The following is a 2074-nucleotide window of genomic DNA, read 5'->3' as shown; positions in this document are numbered from 1 at the left end:
ATCAGATCCTCGGCCCGGTGGCCGATGCGCACGTCGACGTCGACATGATCATCCAGAACCAGAGCGTCGAAGGCAAAACCGACTTCACGTTCACGGTCGGTCGCGGCGACTACCAGAAGGCGATGGACATCCTCACCAACCAGGTGCAGGGCCATGTGAGCGCCGAACGCGTGCAGGGCGACCCGAAGGTGTCGAAGGTGTCGGTCGTCGGCGTCGGCATGCGTTCGCACGTGGGCGTCGCGAGCAAGATGTTCCGCACGCTGTCGGAAGAGGGCATCAACATCCAGATGATCTCGACGTCCGAAATCAAGATTTCGGTGCTGATCGACGAGAAATACATGGAGCTGGCTGTCCGCGCGCTGCACAAGGTGTTCGAACTCGACCAGGCGTCGTGAATTTTTCGTGATGCATTGAAGAAAATGCATCGCGGAAATTGACGTACGGTTCGAAACCCTATATTATTTCGTTCTCGTCGCACTGCCTCCCTGGTGCGAGCGAAAGTTTGGGAGACGTGGCCGAGAGGTCGAAGGCACTCCCCTGCTAAGGGAGCATCTGGGCCAAAACCTGGATCGAGGGTTCGAATCCCTCCGTCTCCGCCAAAAGCGGTGACAAAGCCCCGCAAGTTCTCGGACTTGCGGGGCTTTTTCTTTTTCGGTCCGTGCCGATGCGCGAAGGGGCGAGGCGGATCTGAGCGAACATCGAGCGCTTCGACGATCGTTCGTTGGTCTGTGTGAGTAGTGACGATCGATAGGCCCTCTATATTGAATGGCTGACGTTCGGCATGATCGACGCGCGCCATACGTCGATGTGACGACGCTTGGGTCATCGCCGGTTTATGCGACGGCCGACAGCCGCTTACTTCATTCCCCGCAACAGCACGATCACTGTCGCGCGGGGAGTCCGTCGGCATGAGCGGCGCGATCGCACGAAAAGAGGCGCGCGAGGCCGACGCCTCCTGCGAGCCGCACCGCGCGAAATAGAATGAAATAAAAATGAAAGTATTCGCGTAAGGCAACGGGCGCCACGTGATCGCCGCACTGCGCGATGTCGACCTCGTCGTTCCGGCCCTTCGAAATGAGTGGTTGGTGTCAAAAATGCGGCGCTGCATCTATTCTCGCGGCGGATCGCATCGAGCAATACAAAAAATTACTCAAGTAAATCAACGAACTACGCCGACACCAAAAAACAGTGCGCTGCTGCGCTGCAAAAAATAATCAATCGTCTTATGCTCGTTAACCCGATCGCGTTTGAGCGGCATCAAGTTTTCCGGTGATGCCGCTTTACATTTAGCCAACATTGGCGATTCACGAAATCTACCTGTCGATTTGATTTCGTTCCTTTCGTCGCGCCTGTCCCCGATGCAAGGCGCGACCTCCTCTAGGCCTTGTTGACATGCATGATTTCCCCTTCCTGAGCCTGGCCATCTGGGTTCCGATACTGTTCGGCGCGGGCCTGCTGCGCGCCGGTTCCGACCAGCATTTGCGCCGGATACGACTGATCGCGCTGGTCGGCGCGCTTGCCGGGCTGGCGGCCGTCGTTCCGCTGATGGCCGGTTTCGACGCGCATTCGGCGGCGATGCAGTTCGTCGAAAGACGCGATTGGCTCGCGGCATTCAATGCCGGATGGCGGGTCGGCATCGACGGCGCGTCGCTGTGGCTCGTCGTGCTGACCGCATTCACGACGCTCGTGGTGGTGGTGGCGTCGTGGGAATCGGTCACGGTGCGCGTCGCGCAGTACTACGCGTCGTTCCTGATCCTGTCGGGGCTGATGGTCGGCGTGTTCGTCGCGCAGGACGGGCTGCTGTTCTTCATCTTCTTCGAGGCGACGCTGATCCCGTTGTACCTGCTGATCGGCACGTGGGGGCGCGAGCGCCGCGTATATGCGGCCGTGAAGTTCTTTTTCATTTCGTTCGCCGGCTCGCTGTTGCTGCTGATGGCGATGCTGTACCTGTACGCGCAGTCGCATACGTTCGACATGGCCGTGTGGCGCACGCTGCAGCTCGGCTTCGCGCCGCAGTTGCTGGTGTTCCTCGGCTTTTTCGCCGCGTTCGCGGTCAAGGTGCCGATGTGGCCGG

Annotated in this window: 2 protein-coding genes and 1 tRNA gene; all 3 read left to right on the top strand. The window is 59.3% G+C overall.

Annotation, left to right across the window (positions count from 1 at the left end):
* Nucleotides 1–395, top strand: a 395-nt coding sequence (locus AC3IFE_RS31985; protein WP_489194300.1) for an ACT domain-containing protein, incomplete at its 5' end; no start/stop codon positions are given.
* Between the two features lie 110 nt (nucleotides 396–505).
* A tRNA-Ser gene (locus AC3IFE_RS31980) sits at nucleotides 506–599 on the top strand.
* A 793-nt stretch (nucleotides 600–1392) separates the two neighbouring features.
* The coding region (locus AC3IFE_RS31975; RefSeq protein ID WP_489194298.1) for a complex I subunit 4 family protein at nucleotides 1393–2074 on the top strand (682 nt) is incomplete at its 3' end.

The organism is Burkholderia sp. APQ4-4ca (genome assembly GCF_057837105.1).
This window is presented reverse-complemented; position numbering and strand designations above follow the sequence as displayed.